This is a genomic window from Sinorhizobium sp. NFACC03 (assembly GCF_900103435.1).
In the GTDB taxonomy this organism is placed as follows: domain Bacteria; phylum Pseudomonadota; class Alphaproteobacteria; order Rhizobiales; family Rhizobiaceae; genus Ensifer.
The window spans coordinates 207,576-222,863 of sequence record NZ_FMXF01000002.1 but is presented as its reverse complement, the minus strand read 5'-3'; the positions used below and the strand labels follow the sequence as shown (position 1 = coordinate 222,863).

At 61.5% G+C, this 15,288-nt stretch carries 12 protein-coding genes and 2 tRNA genes; 8 read left to right on the top strand and 6 right to left on the bottom strand.

Features of this window, described 5'->3' with window-relative positions; translation table 11 throughout:
- The first annotated feature begins 11 nt into the window (after positions 1 to 11).
- Both BLU35_RS06450 and BLU35_RS06445 read left to right on the top strand, forming a co-directional pair.
- Positions 12 to 86, top strand: a tRNA-Glu gene (locus BLU35_RS06450).
- 208 nt (positions 87 to 294) lie between these two features.
- Positions 295 to 369, top strand: a tRNA-Glu gene (locus BLU35_RS06445).
- A 60-nt stretch (positions 370 to 429) separates the two neighbouring features.
- Here the strand turns inward: BLU35_RS06445 and recJ are convergent.
- From recJ to BLU35_RS06425, 4 genes are all read right to left on the bottom strand, one after another.
- A complete protein-coding gene (recJ, locus tag BLU35_RS06440) occupies positions 430 to 2,232 on the bottom strand; it encodes a single-stranded-DNA-specific exonuclease RecJ (protein WP_093232439.1) in 1,803 nt (600 codons plus the stop codon).
- 237 nt (positions 2,233 to 2,469) lie between these two features.
- Positions 2,470 to 3,792 (bottom strand): homoserine dehydrogenase, encoded by a 1,323-nt coding sequence (locus BLU35_RS06435; RefSeq protein WP_058329925.1) that lies wholly within the window; start codon positions 3,790 to 3,792, stop codon positions 2,470 to 2,472.
- An 89-nt stretch (positions 3,793 to 3,881) separates the two neighbouring features.
- Positions 3,882 to 5,099 (bottom strand): LL-diaminopimelate aminotransferase, encoded by a 1,218-nt coding sequence (locus BLU35_RS06430; protein WP_089044643.1) that lies wholly within the window; start codon positions 5,097 to 5,099, stop codon positions 3,882 to 3,884.
- Between the two features lie 125 nt (positions 5,100 to 5,224).
- Positions 5,225 to 5,533, bottom strand: a complete 309-nt coding sequence (locus BLU35_RS06425) for a hypothetical protein (protein ID WP_058329923.1) — start codon at positions 5,531 to 5,533, stop codon at positions 5,225 to 5,227.
- Between the two features lie 108 nt (positions 5,534 to 5,641).
- On the opposite strand from BLU35_RS06425, the gene phaC reads away from it, so the two are divergent.
- The 4 genes from phaC to radC are packed head-to-tail and all read left to right on the top strand — an operon-like array spanning position 5,642 to position 9,887.
- Positions 5,642 to 7,492: a poly(3-hydroxyalkanoate) polymerase subunit PhaC gene (gene phaC, locus BLU35_RS06420; protein WP_093232438.1), complete on the top strand. Its 1,851-nt coding sequence runs from the start codon at positions 5,642 to 5,644 to the stop codon at positions 7,490 to 7,492.
- A gap of 19 nt (positions 7,493 to 7,511) precedes the next feature.
- Positions 7,512 to 8,231 (top strand): DNA/RNA nuclease SfsA, encoded by a 720-nt coding sequence (gene sfsA / locus BLU35_RS06415; RefSeq protein ID WP_093232437.1) that lies wholly within the window; start codon positions 7,512 to 7,514, stop codon positions 8,229 to 8,231.
- 31 nt (positions 8,232 to 8,262) lie between these two features.
- Positions 8,263 to 9,102, top strand: coding sequence for a type I methionyl aminopeptidase (gene map / locus BLU35_RS06410; RefSeq protein ID WP_093232436.1), 840 nt, complete (start codon positions 8,263 to 8,265; stop codon positions 9,100 to 9,102).
- The gene (gene radC / locus BLU35_RS06405; protein WP_093232435.1) at positions 9,099 to 9,887 is read left to right on the top strand and encodes a RadC family protein; all 789 of its coding nucleotides are present in this window, start codon (positions 9,099 to 9,101) and stop codon (positions 9,885 to 9,887) included. The genes map and radC overlap by 4 nt, the downstream gene beginning before the upstream one ends.
- A 14-nt stretch (positions 9,888 to 9,901) precedes the next feature.
- Here the strand turns inward: radC and BLU35_RS06400 are convergent, their stop codons facing one another.
- Positions 9,902 to 10,933: a magnesium and cobalt transport protein CorA gene (locus tag BLU35_RS06400; protein WP_286161446.1), complete on the bottom strand. Its 1,032-nt coding sequence runs from the start codon at positions 10,931 to 10,933 to the stop codon at positions 9,902 to 9,904.
- A 213-nt stretch (positions 10,934 to 11,146) separates the two neighbouring features.
- On the opposite strand from BLU35_RS06400, the gene sthA reads away from it, so the two are divergent.
- A complete protein-coding gene (gene sthA / locus BLU35_RS06395) occupies positions 11,147 to 12,562 on the top strand; it encodes a Si-specific NAD(P)(+) transhydrogenase (RefSeq protein WP_093232433.1) in 1,416 nt (471 codons plus the stop codon).
- Between the two features lie 187 nt (positions 12,563 to 12,749).
- Positions 12,750 to 13,574 carry an endonuclease/exonuclease/phosphatase family protein gene (locus tag BLU35_RS06390; protein WP_093232482.1) on the top strand — a complete coding sequence of 275 codons (825 nt, stop codon included), beginning with the start codon at positions 12,750 to 12,752 and terminating at the stop codon, positions 13,572 to 13,574.
- Between the two features lie 85 nt (positions 13,575 to 13,659).
- On the opposite strand, the gene tig is transcribed toward BLU35_RS06390, so the two are convergent.
- Positions 13,660 to 15,138, bottom strand: a complete 1,479-nt coding sequence (gene tig / locus BLU35_RS06385; protein ID WP_057255849.1) for a trigger factor — start codon at positions 15,136 to 15,138, stop codon at positions 13,660 to 13,662.
- Positions 15,139 to 15,288 lie beyond the last annotated feature (150 nt).

Sequence of the window (15,288 nt, the reverse complement as noted above, 5' to 3'; positions counted from 1 at the left end):
ACACAGCGAGTGCGCCCTTCGTCTATCGGTTAGGACACCAGATTTTCATTCTGGGAAGAGGGGTTCGACTCCCCTAGGGCGTGCCACTGTGTTGAATTTCTCCCCCACATTTCCAATATAGCTACGCAGTAAACTTGCGCTTGCGGCTCACTTTCGATCGAATCTCGCGACCTTGTCGCCGGAGCGATGCAGTTGGATTTATGTCGTCGTTTGCGCTGAAAAAGCATAATATCCGCAGATGAATTTGCTCACGGCCGCAAGACTGCGTTGCAAGTTCATGAGTCAGAAGCATAGGCGCCCATCGTCTAGTGGTTAGGACGCCGCCCTCTCACGGCGGCAACACGGGTTCGAGTCCCGTTGGGCGTGCCAATCCCTGCTCGCAAGATCACCAGCCGGCACTCAAATCAGAGCGATTCCTGTTCGGCGAGGTTACAGGGCCCTCGCGGCATCCGTGACGCGTAGCTGCACGCGGCGCTGGCCTTGCCAAAGGTCCGCCGAGACCGAACCTGCCACATGAATAGACGTGCCGCGGCTCGCGAGCAGAAAATCTCCGAGTGGCGTCTCCGTTGCCCGGAACGCAATCCCGTCGAGCCGGCTGCCGTCCTGGCCCTCCAGCGTCACCTTGATGTGGTTGGCGCCCACCTGTCGGCTATCGCGCAGCCGATGCTGCGGGAAGGCAAAGACCGGTTGCGGGTGCGCCGAGCCATAGGGGCCGGCCTGTTCCAGGAGATCGATAAGCTCCAGCGTCGCGCCGGAGGCGGCGAGCGCGCCATCAACCTTGAGCGTCTGGATGGCGACGAGATCACGCACCGCCGCCTCCGCACGCTCCTCGAAGAATTGCCGGAGTTTGCCGAGCTTCGCACGCTCCACCGTGAGGCCGGCGGCCATCGCGTGACCGCCGCCTTTGACCAGCAGGGCCCCATCGACGGCCGCCCGGACCATCTTGCCCATGTCAAAGCCATTGATCGAACGGCCAGAGCCAGTGCCGCGCCCATTCGGATCGAAGGCGATGGCAAAGGTCGGCCGGCGGAATTTTTCCTTGATGCGGGCGGCGAGCAGCCCGACGATGCCGGGGTGCCAGTTTTCGCGCGCCGTAACGATTACCGAGGCGCCCTCGCCCGTGCCGTACTCCGCAAGAACCTCGGCCTCGGCCTCGGCCAGCATGGCGGCTTCCATGGCCTGGCGTTCGCGGTTGAGTTCATCAAGCTGTGCCGCGATCTTTTCCGCCGCTCCGGCATCATCCATCGCCAGAAGGCGACTGCCGAGCGCAGCGTCGCCGATGCGGCCACCGGCATTGATTCTTGGCCCCACCAGAAACCCCAGGTGATAGGGCGTGACCGGACCGCCGATCGCCGCCTTCCTCAGCAGCGCCGCGAGCCCGACATTTCCCATGTGCCGCGCGGCAATCAGTCCCTTGACGACATAGGCCCGATTCAGCCCCTTGAGCGGCACGACATCGCAGACGGTCGCCAGTGCCACCAGATCGAGCTGGGCCAGCAGATCGAAGGATGCAACACGGCCATCGCCGGCATTGCGCAGAACGCGCAGCGTGTTGACGAGAACGAGATAGACGACGCCGGCGGCGCAGAGATGTCCTTGTCCGGAAAGATCGTCCTCCCGGTTGGGATTGACGAGCGCATGACAGGCAGGCAGCGCTGAGCCAACCTGGTGGTGGTCGATGACGACCACATCGATGCCGCGTTTCGCCGCCACCGCGAGCGCTTCATGGCTCGTCGAGCCGCAGTCGACGGTCACGATAAGTTCGGCGCCGTTGTCGATCAGTTGTTCGATGGCCGCAGGATTCGGCCCGTAGCCCTCGAATATCCGATCGGGAATATAGATCTCCGCATCGATGCCGAAATGACGGAGGAAGCGCGCCATCAGTGCGGACGAGGCGGCACCGTCGACGTCGTAATCGCCGAAGGCCACGACCTTTTCACGCCGCTTGATGGCCACTGCCAGGCGATCGGCGGCCTTGCGGCAATCAGTGAGCGTATCGGGATCCGGCATCAGCGACCGCAGCGTCGGATCGAGGAAGCTCGCCGCGTCGTCAAGCACGACACCGCGGCCGGCAAGCACGCGACCGAGCAGATCGGAATAGCCGTGGACCTGGCTGATGGCGAGCGCCCGGTTCTGGCCGGCCTGATCAAGCCGCGACACCCAGCGCTGACCGCTGATCGACTGCTCGACGCCGAGAAAGGCCCGCTGTACCGGATCCACCAATTCTTCCATGCTCGTCCACCCGCCTGCGCTTAACGTTTCTTAGCGCATAACCCCGCAAATCGTGACCGTTTTTGGAACGGCATACACAGAGATCCACGTTCCGCGGTCCCTTTTCGGCACCGACCGCCTGAAATACCCAAATAGGAAAGCCTCGCCGGCATGCTTGCACGGCGAGGCTTCCATTCTATCGGTGGCAATCCAGCGCTACGCACCGTCGTGCCTTGCGGCCTGAGGGCTATGCGGTCCTCAGTTCGCCTTCGGGCGTTCGATGCGGATGACCTGCGGTTCGCCGACGAGATAGCCCTCGCCCTTGATCGCCTTGATGGCATCGCGAACGGAATGCTCCGAGGTCGCATGCGTGACCAGGATGATCGTCTGCGGCTCGCCGCCTTCCATGAGTTGCTTGGAATGCTGCATGATCGATTCCAGCGAGATGCCGTTGTCCGCCATGCGGGTGGCGATGCTGGCGAAAACGCCGGTGCGGTCGACGACCTTCAGGCGGATGAAATAGCCGCCCTCGTGGCTCTGGATCTGTGCGCGCTTGTAGGGAAGCAGCGCATTGGTCGGACGGCCGAAGGCCGGAACGTGCTGGGCGCCGGGACGGCTCTTCGCAATGTCGGCGATATCGCCGAGAACCGCCGAGGCGGTTGCATTGCCGCCGGCACCGGGGCCGACCATCAGCAATTCGCCGAGAATGTCGGATTCGATCGCGACCGCATTGGTCACGCCGTCGACCTGCGCGATGACGGAATCATAGGGCACCATCGTCGGGTGGACGCGCTGCTCGATGCCGCTGTCGGTGCGCTGTGCGACGCCCAGAAGCTTGATCCGGTAACCGAGATCGGCTGCCGCATGGATGTCGTCGATCGAGATGTTGGTGATGCCTTCGAGGTAGATGTCGTCGGCCGCAATCGCTGTTCCGAAGGCAAGGCTCGTGAGGATCGACAGCTTGTGCGCCGTGTCGTTGCCCTCGATGTCGAAGGCGGGATCGGCTTCGGCATAGCCGAGGCGCTGCGCTTCCTTGAGGCAGGCTTCGAAGGAAAGCTCTTCCTTCTCCATCTTTGTCAGAATGTAGTTGCAGGTACCGTTCATGATCCCGTAAACGCGCGAGATCGTGTTGCCGGTCATGGACTCGCGCAGAGCCTTGATGACCGGGATACCGCCGGCAACCGCCGCTTCGTAATTGAGCAGCGCGCCCTTCTCCTCGGCGATCTTGGCGAGCTCGATGCCATGGGCAGCAAGCAGCGCCTTGTTGGCGGTCACGACATGAATGCCGCGCTCAAGCGCCGCCTTGACGGCCGAATAGGCCGGATCGCCCGAGCCGCCCATCAGCTCGACGAAGACGTCGATATCGGCGTCCCGCGCCAGCGAAACGGCATCTTCGAACCAGGTGGCCTTCGAAAGATCGACGCCGCGATCCCTGTTGCGGTCGCGCGCGGTTACGGCCGTGGTCTCGATTGCCCGCCCGCACGTTGTCGCAAGCATCTCGTGACGATCCTGGAGGATTCGCACGAGCGAGGCACCGACGGTACCCAAGCCCGCAATGCCGATTTTGAGGGCATCTGCCATAGCCATTTCCTAACATGTAGAGGGCGAGCCGCGAGAACTGCGGTGCCGGTGTGGAAGGAGGCGCACACGTAGCGCGCCTCCCGTCTTAATCACCTGTGCGCGTTGAGCGAGATGACGTTGTGCATCGTCTCGTCGGCAGTCGACAGGAATTTCTTGATGTTGCGCGCCGCCTGGCGAATGCGGTGTTCGTTCTCGACGAGAGCGAGACGCACGTAGTCGTCGCCCTGCTCGCCAAAGCCGATGCCTGGAGCAACTGCCACATCAGCCTTCTCGACCAGGAGCTTCGAGAACTCGAGCGAACCGAGATGACGGAACTTTTCCGGGATCTTCGCCCAGGCAAACATGGTCGCTGCCGGCGGCGGCACTTCGAAACCGGCCTTGCCGAAGCTTTCGACCATCACATCGCGACGGCGCTTGTAGATGTTGCGGACTTCGGCGATGTCGCTGCCGTCACCGTTGAGCGCCTGTGTGGCGGCAACCTGGATCGGCGTGAACGCACCATAGTCGAGGTAGGACTTCACCCGCGTAAGTGCCGCGATCAGCCGCTCGTTGCCGACGGCAAAGCCCATGCGCCAGCCGGGCATCGAAAATGTCTTCGACATCGAGGTGAATTCGACCGTGCAGTCGATCGCACCCGGAACTTCCAGGACCGACGGCGGCGGCGCGTCGTTGAAGTAGATTTCCGAATAGGCGAGATCGGAAAGCACGATAATGTCGTGCTTCTTCGCGAACGCGATTACGTCCTTGTAGAAGTCGAGCGTTGCCACCTGCGCCGTCGGGTTCGACGGATAGTTGAGGATCAGCGCCAGCGGCTTCGGGATCGAGTGCCGCACGGCGCGTTCCAGCGGCCCGAAGAACGTTTCGTCGGGTTCGACCGAGATCGAACGGATAACGCCGCCCGCCATCAGGAAGCCGAAGGCATGGATCGGATAGGTCGGGTTGGGGCACAGGATCACGTCGCCGGGCGCTGTGATCGCCTGCGCCATGTTGGCGAAGCCTTCCTTGGAGCCAAGGGTGGCGACGACCTGCGTATCCGGGTTCAGTTTGACGCCGAAGCGACGGGCGTAATAGGCGGCCTGGGCACGACGCAGCCCGGGAATGCCCTTCGACGACGAATAACGATGCGTGCGCGGGTCCTGAACGGCCTCGCAGAGCTTGTCGACAATCGACTGCGGAGTGGGAAGATCCGGATTGCCCATGCCGAGGTCGATGATGTCAGCACCGGCCGCTCGCGCGCTTGCTTTCAAACGGTTGACCTGTTCGAAAACATAGGGCGGCAAACGCCGGACTTTGTGAAACTCTTCCATCTCCAAACCTCATTTGGCGCACGCTCCCGCCAGCGGCTCAAGCCTTGGGAAACCGTGCGCTGTGGTGAACGGCCGTCCATGCGGCCATTGAACGCTTTGCGTCCAAATCACCGGAAAGGCAAGCGCTAATTCTGGATCTCTTTCAGCGTGTCGGTACCGTGCTGTTCGGCGAGTGCACGCATTTCCTTCAGACGCCGCTGATATTCGGCTTCCGAGATCGCACCGGACTTGCGCGCAGCGCCAAGCGACGTCAGGCGCGCCTGCATGTCGGCCGCCTCCTCATTGGTCATCTGCGTCGTTGCGGCCGGCTTCTGGCCATAGACCGAAGGATAGTTCTCGAAGTTGGTCGTCTGACTGTTGCAGCCTGCAAGCGTGCCTAGCAGAACGATCCCGGCAAGCCAGGTGATGGAACGCTGTTTTCCGACGGCAAGCATACTGAAGACGACCTCTGTTTTGACACGCGACGATGCGCTAGCCCTTGTAATCATTTTCGGGCAGAATGTAAAAATACAAAACAAACAAGATGCTGTGGAGGACGCCGGGTGACAGCAGAGAGGAAAACGGAAGGCACCGCTGGCAAGGACGGTTTCACGGGATTCGACCCCAAATCCGTCGAACCTTATATCGTCAAGGACCCGGAAAGCCTCGCCGTCAACCTCGCCCGCGCCATGGAGCAACTCGGCAAGGCGGCCTCCGCCTGGCTGGCGCCGCGTGAATCGGGACAGAAATCGGACGTCTTCTCCGAACCCGTCACCGACATGGTGAAAACGCTCTCCAAGGTCTCCGAGTACTGGCTTTCCGATCCCCGGCGCACGCTTGAAGCGCAGACGCACCTGATGGGCAGCTTCTTCGAGATCTGGTCGCGGACGCTCCATCGCATGTCCGGCGACGTCGGAATGCCGGAGCCTGCCGCTCTCCAGCGCACTGACAAGCGCTTTACCGACGAGGATTGGGTGAAGAACCCGTTCTTCGATTTCATCCGGCAGGCCTATTTCGTCACGTCGGATTGGGCCGAGCGCATGGTCGAGGACGCCGAAGGGCTCGACGATCACACCAAGCACAAGGCGGCTTTCTACGTACGCCAGGTTTCGAGCGCGCTCTCGCCCACGAACTTCGTCACCACCAATCCGCAACTCTATCGCGAAACCGTCGCATCGAACGGCGCCAACCTCGTCAAGGGCATGCAGATGTTCGCCGAGGACGTCGCCGCCGGCCGCGGCGACCTCAAACTGCGGCAGACGGATACCAGCAAGTTCGCGATCGGCGAGAATATCGCGATCACGCCAGGCAAGGTCATCGCCCAAAGCGACGTCTGCCAGGTGCTGCAGTATGAAGCAACGACGGAGACGGTGTTGAAGCGTCCGTTGCTGATCTGCCCGCCGTGGATCAACAAGTTCTACGTTCTCGATCTCAACCCGCAGAAATCCTTCATCAAATGGGCCGTCGACCAAGGGCACACGGTGTTCGTGATCTCCTGGGTGAACCCGGATGAACGACACGCAACCAAGGACTGGGAAGCCTATGCGCGCGAAGGCATCGGCTTTGCGCTCGATATCGTCGAGCAGGCGACCGGCGAGCGCGAAGTCGATGCCATCGGCTATTGCGTCGGCGGCACTTTGCTTGCGGCGACCCTCGCGCTGCATGCCGCCGAAGGCGACGATCGCATTCGCTCCGCGACCCTCTTTACCACGCAAGTCGATTTCACCCATGCGGGCGACCTCAAGGTCTTCGTCGACGAGGAGCAGATTCGCCAGATCGAACAGAACATGAGCGTGACGGGCTATCTCGACGGCTCGAAGATGGCGACCGCCTTCAACATGCTGCGCGCCTCCGAGTTGATCTGGCCTTACTTCGTCAACAACTACCTCAAGGGGCAGGATCCCCTGCCCTTCGACCTGCTCTACTGGAATTCCGATTCGACAAGGATGCCGGCCGCCAACCACTCCTTCTATCTGCGCAATTGCTACCTCGAGAACAAACTCTCGAAGGGCGAGATGATGCTGGCGGGCCGGCAGGTGTCGCTCGGCGACGTGAAAATCCCGATCTACAATCTCGCCACCAAGGAAGACCACATCGCCCCGCCGCGGTCGGTTTTCCTCGGCAGCTCTTCCTTTGGCGGCAAGGTCACCTACGTGCTTTCCGGTTCCGGCCACATTGCCGGTGTCGTCAACCCACCGGACAAGGGCAAGTATCAGTTCTGGACCGGAGGCGCGCCCAAGGGCGAGTTTGACGATTGGTTCAAGGCTGCGAAGGAAACGCCGGGATCCTGGTGGCCGCATTGGCACCAATGGATCGAGAAGCTCGACAAGAGACGCGTTCCGGCTCGCAAGCCCGGCGGCCCGCTGAATTCCCTCGAGGAAGCGCCGGGCTCGTACGTTCGCGCCCGGGCATGAAACAGTTGCAGGACATGTCTTGATCTTCGACCCGCCGCTCGCACAGGCAACCCTCGTGCAGCGCTATAAGCGCTTTCTCTTCGATGCGATCCAGCCCGACGGTACCGCCATGACCGGCTCCTGCCCGAACACAGGCTCGATGCGAGGCCTGACGACGCCGGGCTCGCGCATCTGGATGTCGGAACATGACAGCCCGACGCGGAAATACCGTCACATGCTCGAAATCGTCGAAGCCGACGGCACACTGGTCGGGATCAATACCGGCTTGCCGAACCGACTCGCTGAAGAAGCCATTCGACTGGGCCTCGTTTCCGATCTGCATACATATCAAGGCTTCGCGCGGGAACAGAGATACGGCCGCAATTCGCGGATCGATATCCTGCTCAGCGACCCCGATCGAGGCCTTGCCTATGTCGAGGTAAAGAACGTGCATTTCAGTCGCACGGCCAATCTCGCCGAGTTTCCAGATAGCCCGACGGCACGCGGCGCCAAACATCTCGACGAACTCGGCGAGATGGTCGCAGCCGGTCACCGCGCCGTCATGATCTATCTTGTGCAGCGCGGCGACTGCGACCGTTTGAGAATCTGCCGCGATTTCGATCCGGCCTATGCGCAAGCTTTCGATCGCGCCATGGCGCGTGGGGTCGAGGCCTATGCGATCAAATGTCAGGTATCGCCGACGCAAATCCGTCCGACCGGATTGATGGCAGTGGACGAAGGCGCCCTCGCTGCTCTATGAAATCCGACTTGGAACAAATGAAAGCTTTGGAATGGTGACTTACATCGAGGCAGGGTCTGCCCCCTACAAAAACACCGGCGTTATCCGGCTCTACGGGCCGGAAGATTTTGAGGGCATGCGCAAGGCCTGCCAGGTGACAGCGCGCTGCCTCGACGAACTCGTTTCGCGCGTTCAGCCGGGCGTCACGACCGACGAGATCGACCGCTTCGTCTTCGAGTTCGGCATGGACAATGGCGCCCTGCCCGCGACGCTGAACTACCGCGGCTACACGAAGTCCTCTTGTACCTCGATCAATCACGTCGTCTGTCACGGCATCCCCAACGACAAGCCGCTGCGCGAGGGCGACATCGTCAATATCGACGTTACCTATGTCGTCGATGGCTGGCATGGCGACTCGAGCCGCATGTATCCGGTCGGCGAGATCAAGCGCGCGGCCGAGCGGCTGCTCGATGTCACCCATGAAAGCCTGATGCGCGGCATTGCCGCCGTACGCCCGGGTGCTCGCACCGGTGCCATCGGCGAGGCGATCCAGACCTATGCCGAAGCGGAACGCTGCTCGGTCGTGCGCGATTTCTGCGGCCACGGCGTCGGCAAGCTTTTCCACGACGCGCCGAACATCCTGCACTACGGCCGCGCCAACGAGGGCCCCGAACTGCGCGAGGGCATGATCTTCACCATAGAGCCGATGATCAATCTCGGCCGCCCGCATGTGAAGGTGCTCTCGGATGGCTGGACCGCTGTTACCCGCGACCGGTCGCTTTCGGCGCAGTACGAGCACACGGTCGGCGTGACCGCCGCCGGGTGCGAGATCTTCACACTGTCGCCGGCCGGCCTGTTCAAGCCGGGCCTCAACAACGTCGGCGCTGCATGAAGAAGCGTCCGATCTCCCCTGAAGGCGACGAAACGCCATCGGCGGACGAGAGGACGTTTTTTCCGCGATTGCAGTTGGACGGCGGACAGGCGGCCAAGAAGGCGCCGGCGCCCGAAGCGCATTATCACGGCCATCGCGATCGGCTGCGGGCGCGTTACCGCGAGCACGGCGACGCGGCGCTGGCCGACTACGAGATCCTGGAAATGCTCTTGTTCCGGCTGCTCCCGCGCAAGGATACCAAGCCGATCGCCAAGGCGCTCATCAGCCGTTTCGGGACGCTTGCCGGCGTCTTCGGCGCGCCGATTGCGCTTTTGCAGGAGGTGAACGGCATCGGTGAGGCTGTTGCCCTCGACCTAAAGCTGATCTCCACCATCGGCCATCGCACCCTGAAAAGCGAGCTTCGCCAGAAGCACCTTCTCTCTTCCTGGAGCGCCGTCATCGATTATTGCCACGCGGCAATGGCCTACGAAACCAAGGAACAGTTCCGGATCCTGTTCCTCGACAAGCGCAACACGTTGATCGCCGACGAGGTGCAGCAGACCGGCACGATCGACCACACGCCTGTCTATCCGCGCGAGGTGGTCAAACGCGCACTCGAACTCTCCGCCACCGCGATCATTCTCGTCCACAATCATCCGTCCGGGGACCCGACACCGTCGCGCGCCGATATCGACATGACCAAGCTGATCGTCGAAACGGCGAAACCGCTGGGGATCGCCGTGCACGATCACATCATCATCGGCAAGGATGGGCATGTCAGCCTGAAGGGCCTACGCCTGTTCTGACGGCGCACCAGCTCTCACAGCCACTTCGCGCGTCGGAAGAAGCGAAAGAGCGTCAGGCACAAACCGATAATCACCGCCAGCACGACGAAATAGCCGTAGCGGAACTTCAACTCCGGCATATCGTCGAAGTTCATGCCGTAGATACCGGCTATCGCCGTCGGCACGGCAAGGATCGCGGCCCAGGACGCCAGCTTGCGCGAAATTTCCGTCTGTTCGGATTGCCCGACCATCAGGCTCGCCTCGAAGGTAAAGGCAAGCACCTCGCGCAACGCATCGATATCCTCCTGCACCCGGCGCACGTGGTCCGTCACGTCGCGGAACAGCGGCTGTAGCGCCGCATCCATGCCTGGCAGATCGATGTGCTCGTGCCGGCGGCAGACATCGACGAGTGGCACCACGGCATTGCGCAACCTGAGAAGATTGCGGCGCATCAAGTAGAGCCGTTCGATGTCACCCTTGACCAGTCGCTCCCGCAACAGCCGATCTTCCAGTTCCTCCACCTCCTCATGGATCGCCTCGATGACCGGCATATAGTTGTCGACGATGAAATCGAGGATAGAATAGAGGATATAGTTTTCGCCATGGGCGAGTGCTGCCGGGGAAGATTCGCAGCGCTGACGCACCGCCATGTAGGACGTGGACGCACCGTGCCTGACCGAGACGACATAACCTCGCCCGACGAAGAGATGGGTCTCCCCGAAGGCGATCTCGTCACCAACCATGTGGGCGGTGCGCGCCACGACGAAGATCGAGTCGCCATAGATCTCTAGTTTTGGCCGCTGGTGCGCCTTGCAGGCGTCCTCAATCGCCAGGTCGTGCAGGTCGAACTCCTGCTGTATCTGGCGCAGCAGTTCCGCATCAGGCTCATGCAGCCCAATCCAGACCACCGCGCCCGGCCGCGAGCACCATTTGCCGGCATCTTCGATGCCGATATCGCGTACCCTTACGCCGTTTTCATAGACCGCCGCCGCAACGACACCCGGCCGATGGTCCGGTTGCCGGATGACGCCCTCGTCGTCAGGCTGCGGCACCGCTCTGTTCGTCAACTCCAATCCCATCGCCCCCTCCCAGGCAAATACGACACCGATGGGCCCGGCATGTCGTAACGAAGCCAAGCATACGCACGTTCCCTTATATTCTCATCCAGCTGTTTCGGCTATGAAAACCACTTCATTAAACCGTGCCATTGACGGTATAGACGCTTGCAAGCGAGAGTTTTTGCGATGCACAACGATTCTTCCCTTCAAACGGAAATGCCCATGACTCAGTTCGATCTCATCGTCGTCGGAAGCGGGCCCGCCGGCCGCCGCGGCGCCATCCAGGCCGCCAAGCTCGGCAAGAAGGTCCTCGTCATCGAACAGGGAAAGCGCGTCGGCGGCGTTTCGGTGCACACGGGCACCATCCCCTCCAAGACGCTGCGCGAGACGGCGCTCAATCTTTCCGGCTGGCGCGAGCGGGGCTTCTACGGGCGGGCCTATCGCGTCAAGCAGGAGATCAGCGCCGACGATCTCCGGCAACGGCTGATCATCACGCTCAATCACGAGGTCGAGGTCCTCGAACACCAGTTTGCCCGTAACCGCGTGCAGCAGATGCGCGGCAAGGCAAGCTTCGTCGATCCGACCACGCTCGAGGTCGTCAAGGACGACGGCGAGACCCTGCTTGTTTCAGGCACCAGCATCATGCTTGCCGTCGGCACCAAGCCTTTCCGTCCGGACTACATGCCCTTCGACGGCAAGAGCGTGCTCGACAGTGACGAATTGCTCGATATCGCAGAACTGCCGCGTTCGCTCGTCGTCATCGGCGCCGGCGTCGTCGGCATCGAATATGCGACGATCTTCAGCGCGCTCGACACGCACGTGACGGTCATCGACCCGAAGACAACGATGCTCGACTTCATCGACAAGGAGATCGTCGAGGATTTCATCTACCAGCTGCGCGATCGCAACATGAAGCTGCATCTCGGACAGAAGGCCGAGAGGGTCGAGCGGCTCGACGATGGTAAGGTGCTGCTGACGCTCGACAATGGCCGCAAGATCGTCACCGACATGGTGCTTTTCGCCGCCGGACGCATGGGGGCAACCGATACGCTCAACCTGCCGGCCGCCGGGCTCGAGGCAGACAGCCGCGGGCGGCTCAAGGTCAATCCGGAGACGTTCCAGACATCGATCCCGAACATCTATGCCGCCGGCGACGTCGTCGGATTCCCGAGCCTTGCCTCGACCTCTATGGAACAGGGCCGCATTGCGGCTCGCGTTGCTGTCGGCGCGATTGCCATGGAACCGCAGAAGTATTTCCCCTACGGCATCTACGCGGTGCCGGAAATCTCCACCTGCGGCCTTTCGGAAGAAGAGGTGAAGGAACGCGGCATCCCTTACGAATGCGGCATTGCCCGTTTTCGCGAGACCTCGCGCGGTCACATCATGGGTCTCGAATCCGGTCTTCTGAAGATGATCTTCTCGATGAAGACCCGCCGTCTTCTCGGCGTGCACATCATCGGCGAAGGCGCGACCGAGCTGGTGCACATCGGCCAGGCCGTGTTGAACCTCAAAGGCACGGTCGAATATTTCGTCGAGAACACCTTCAACTACCCGACGCTTGCCGAAGCCTACAAGATTGCCGGTCTCGACGCCTGGAACCGCATGGGCGAGATCAAGCAGGAACTACCGAAAGCGTAAGCCGCCAGCGACATAGCTGAGCACGCATCAAACGACGACAACGGCAGTCAAAGGAATCCAATTCGATAGGTGACGAGCAATAGCGCTTTGTCACCTATCGCCCAGAGCGCCGTTCAAGATTGCGTGCACGCCACCATGCCGGCAAATCGGGTAGCCTTGCCGCTCCTGATGAAGAGACATGAACGCCATGCGCATCCTTTCCCTCAATGCCTGGGGCGGCAAGCTCCATTCCCCATTGATGAGATATCTGGCGGAAGTCGACGCCGATGTCCTGTGTCTGCAGGAGATCGCGCGGTCGCCGACGACCGACGCCGAATGGCTCACCTATCGCGATACAGATGTCGAACTGCCGCAGCGCGCCAACCTCTTCGATGAGATCGCGGCAGCACTTCCTTGGCATGATGGCTGCTTCTGCCCGACGGCGCGCGGCACGCTCTTTGACGGCGACAGGCCGGTGGCCTCGGAATTTGGGCTCGCGACCTTCGTCCGACGCTCCCATTCCGTCATCGGTCAGGCGCTCGGCTTCGTGCATGGCAGCTTTTCATCCGAGGGCTGGGGGCCACATCCACGTGCCCGCAATGCCCATTGCATCCGCCTGTTCGACCATGATGCCGGCACGGCAATCACCATCGCCCAGATGCATGGCCTACGGGAGATCGGCGGCAAGAACGACACACCGGCACGGCACGCGCAGGCAGACGCGCTGGTAAACCTCATCCGTCAGGTCTGGCCGGGCGATGAGCGGCTTGTCGTGTGCGGTGACTTCAACGTGCTCCCGGACAGCGTGACCTTTCCGGTGCTCGCAGAGCTAGGGCTGACTGACCTGGTCGCTTCCCGTGGCCACACGGATACTCGGACGTCGCACTATCTAAAGGGCGGCCGCTTTGCCGATTACATGCTGGTGAGTGGCGAGGTTGATGTCGCCCGGTTCGATGTCGTCGAACGGCCGGAAGTCTCCGACCATCGCGCCCTCCTCCTGGACATCGGCTGGGCCATTTCGCCACGCCGCTGAGACGGCGACGTCACCGACGCCCCTCAAACGAAAAAAGCCCTGCCGCAAGCGGCAGGGCTTTTCGATTCCTAAGGCTTCGGTCCGATTACTCGGCGCTGTCGTCAGCGGCCTTCTTCTTGGCCGGAGCCTTCTTCTTCGGAGCGGCAGCTTCTTCGCCTTCGGCGGCTTCAGCCTTGGCAGCGGCCTTCTTCTTGGCCGGAGCCTTCTTGGCAGCCTTGCCTTCGCCCTCTTCGTCGTCAGCCGTCAGCTCTTCCTTGGAAACCGTCTTGTCGGTTACCGAGATTTCGCCGAGCAAGTGGTCGACGACCTTTTCTTCGAACAGCGGAGCGCGCAGCGAAGCAGCAGCACCGGGGGTGTTCTTGAAGTAGTCGAGGATCTGCTTTTCCTGCCCCGGGAACTGGCGGAGCTGTTCGAACAGCGAACGCTGCAGTTCGTCGTCGCTGACCTGGACGCCGGCCTTTTCGCCGATTTCCGAGAGAACCAGGCCGAGGCGAACGCGACGCTCGGCGAGCTTGCGGTATTCGGCGCGGGCTTCTTCTTCGGTGGTTTCTTCGTCAGCGAAGGTCTTGCCGGCCTGCTGCAGGTCGGTGTTGATCTGGCGCCAGATGTTTTCGAATTCGGCTTCGACGAGGCGCTCCGGCGTTTCGAACTGGTAGAGTTCGTCGAGCTGGTCGAGGATCTGACGCTTGACCTTCTGACGGGTCAGGTTGCCGTACTGGCTTTCGATCTGGCCGCGGACGATTTCCTTCAGCTTGTCAGCCGATTCGAGGCCGAGCTTGGTGGCCAGTTCGTCGTTGATTTCGATGTCCTGGGCGGCAGCGACGTCCTTGACGGTGATGTCGAAGGTCGCTTCCTTGCCGGCGAGGTTTGCAGCCGGATAGTCAGCCGGGAAGTTGACAGTGATGGTCTTTTCGTCGCCGGCCTTCAGGCCAACGAGCTGCTCTTCGAAGCCCGGGATGAAGCGGTTGGAGCCGAGAACCAGCTCAGCGTCTTCGTCCTTGCCGCCGTCGAAGGCAACACCGTCGACCTTGCCGAGGTAATCGATCGTGACGCGGTCGCCGTTGGCGGCCTTGCCCTTCTTCGATTCGTAGCTGCGGGCGCTTTCGGCGATCTTCAGGATCTGCTCGTTGACTTCCTCGTCAGCGATCTCGACGACTTCGCGGGTCACCTTGATGCCGCTCACGTCCTTGAGTTCGATCGCCGGGATGATTTCGTAGGCAACGGTGAACTCGAGGTCAGCTTCCGCGTTGAGGATCTTGTCGGCTTCGGCCTCGTCCTCGGTCATCGCGACTTCCGGCTGGGTCGCCGACTTCTCGCCGCGGCCCGACAGGATCTCGGTCGGCTTCTCGCGGACGATCTCATTGACGAGGTCAGCCATGATCGACTTGCCATAGACCTTCTTCAGGTGCGCAACCGGCACCTTGCCCGGACGGAAGCCGTTGATCTTCACACGGTCCTTCACTTCGGCCAGGCGCTCGTTCATCCGAGCTTCCATGTCCTTGGCCGGGATAACGACCTTGAGTTCGCGCTTCAGCCCTTGAGCGAGCGTTTCGATAACCTGCATGTTCAAACCTTCATTTCACGTTGACTGTGCTCTTCCCCTTCGAAAGGTCTGGCGAGCACGTGAGCCGATCCATTTGCCGGGAGTGGCTTTACGCAGTTCTGCAACCGTTTTGCAAGCAAAATGGCACTCCAGCCCCCTTCATCCTCGCAG